This is a genomic window from Campylobacter sp. (assembly GCF_017646085.1).
Classification (GTDB): domain Bacteria; phylum Campylobacterota; class Campylobacteria; order Campylobacterales; family Campylobacteraceae; genus Campylobacter.
In genome coordinates this window covers 1-2,429 of sequence record NZ_JAGCNF010000122.1, presented here as the reverse complement: position 1 = coordinate 2,429, position 2,429 = coordinate 1, and the positions used below count along the sequence as shown (strand labels likewise).

General features: G+C 28.4%; 2 protein-coding genes. Both read left to right on the top strand.

What is annotated here, in order from left to right; translation table 11 throughout:
• Positions 1-215: 215 nt before the first annotated feature.
• A complete protein-coding gene (locus tag J6V67_RS06650) occupies positions 216-1,223 on the top strand; it encodes a DUF1848 domain-containing protein (RefSeq protein WP_291860537.1) in 1,008 nt (335 codons plus the stop codon).
• A gap of 1 nt (position 1,224) precedes the next feature.
• Positions 1,225-2,403 (top strand): DNA/RNA helicase domain-containing protein, encoded by a 1,179-nt coding sequence (locus J6V67_RS06645; RefSeq protein ID WP_291860534.1) that lies wholly within the window; start codon positions 1,225-1,227, stop codon positions 2,401-2,403.
• Positions 2,404-2,429: the final 26 nt, after the last annotated feature.

The following is a 2,429-nucleotide window of genomic DNA, read 5'->3' as shown; positions in this document are numbered from 1 at the left end:
TAGTAAGATCTTTTGTAGAGATGAGATCTTTTTTGGAGTATGCCATTTTTGCTCCTTTTTTTGATATAGCATTTTATCTATATTTGGCTTAATGATAGATTTAATTTTGAAATTTTATTCATTTATTTAAATTCAAATTTTTCTTAAAAATATTTATTTGGATATAAGTATATTTTGATATGATAACAAAATTTAAATAATTTTTAGGTGAAAATATGGCTATTTGGGAGAATAAGGATATTATTTTAGATAATGGTGAAACCGCAAAGGCGCAAGCCCCTGTAATAATCTCTGCTAGTAGGGCGACTGATATACCAGCGTTCTTTGCTGATTGGTTTAGAAATAGATTTAAAATAGGATATATCAAATGGATTAATCCTTTTAATGGTAAGCCTTTGTATGTAAATTTTAATAATACTAGGCTTATAGTTTTTTGGAGCAAAAATCCTGAACCAATGATAAAACATTTAGATTATTTTGACAGCATTGGAGTCAATTATTATTTTCAGTATAGCTTAAATGATTATGAGATTGAGGGGCTAGAGGCTGGTGTACCAAGCAAAAAAAAACGTATTGAAACTTTTAAAATATTATCTGATAGACTGGGAAAATCTAGAGTTATATGGAGATATGACCCACTTTTAATAACTAAAAATTTACCTATGGATGCATTGTTAGAGAGAGTTGAAAAAATCGGCGATGAAATTTATAAATATACCAATAAGCTTGTCTTTAGCTTTGCTGATATATCGGCTTATAAAAAGGTTCAAAATAATTTAAAAAATATCCCTTATATTGAGTTTGATTCCCAAAAAATGGAATATATGGCAAAGCATATATCGCAGATGGCGAAGCGTTGGGGGATTAGAGTAGCGACTTGCAGCGAAAAGATTGATTTAGATAAATTTGATATAGAGCATAATAAATGCGTAGATGATGATTTGATGATAGAGCAGTTTTATGATGATCAAAAATTGATGAAATTTCTAGGAGTAGAAGTAAATCATGGGCTTTTTGGTAGAGAGATTAAAAAAACTAAGAAAAATAATGATAAAGGACAAAGAGAAGATTGTGGCTGCATAGCAGCTAAGGATATCGGTCAGTATAATACATGCGTTCATCAATGCACATATTGTTATGCTAATACTTCGGCTCAAACAGCGATGAGTAACTATAAAAAATATCTCATAAATCCAAATTCGGAAAGTATTATAGGGGTTTAAAATGAGCAATGAATTAGATCCAATGCATACTTATGCGGCGGTGTTTCCAAAATTTAATGATTTAACCAGTCATCAAAGAAAGGCTTTGAATGCGACTAGTCCATTTTATATAACTGGACCTGCTGGTTGCGGTAAAAGTGTTGTTGTCTTGTGGAAGCTTATAAATAATTTAGAAAATAATAAAAATTCTATATTATTTGCATACAATAGAATGCTTAATAAATATTTGAAAATATGTGCTCAACAAGCTACTGGCAGTAATAATGATAATTACATTAAATCCATATATAAAGCATTAAGAAGTAAGGACGATTATCAGTGGTATTGGGATAAAGCAAAAGCAGATAAATATAAGAATGTAATATATGAAGTCATAATTGATGAGGCACAAGATTTAGAAGCTGAAGCTTTTGAAATATTAGCACCAAATGTTCCATATTTATCTATAAGTGCCGATTTTAATCAACAACTTTATAAAAATAGAGTAAAGAGTAAAGAGGAGATTGATGCTATTCTTTTTAAATATAATAGAAGTACTCAAGAATTTCATCTTAATCAAATTTATAGATATCCAGTAGCTATTTATAGATTTGTAATTAATTTTATACAAAAAGGAGAAAATGCAGAGTCTTTAAACTGGTTAGAACAAAAAGCTAAAAGGGAAAATATTAATCAAATTTTGCCTAAAGTCTATGATGGTATTCCAAAAGATAAAGAGATGGAGCGCTTAATTAGCATTATAAAATCATATAAAGAGACAAATATAGCAATTTTATTACCACATGCCCCAGATAAATCATATGAAATTGATAACGATAGATACAGAAGTTCTGTAAAATATTACTACGATCAGTTATCTCAAAATTTTACATGTTCTTATTATACCTCTGATACAAAACAAGATGAAATCACACTTGGAAAAATTCATATAAGTACATTTAAATCAGCTAAAGGTTTAGAATTTGATACTGTTATTATTCCACAAATCGAGCTAATCGATGACGCATTTACAAATCAGTTAAATGAATACTATGTCGCACTCACAAGAGCTAAAACAAATTTGATTTTACTTAGCAATAAAAGAGTCGAAAATATTTCTAAATTTAATAAACTAGTTAGTAGTTTATATGATAAAATTTCTTATACTGAACAAAAATCATTATATGAAATAGATTTTTAAAGGATTAAAATGAAAGAGTTGTATAT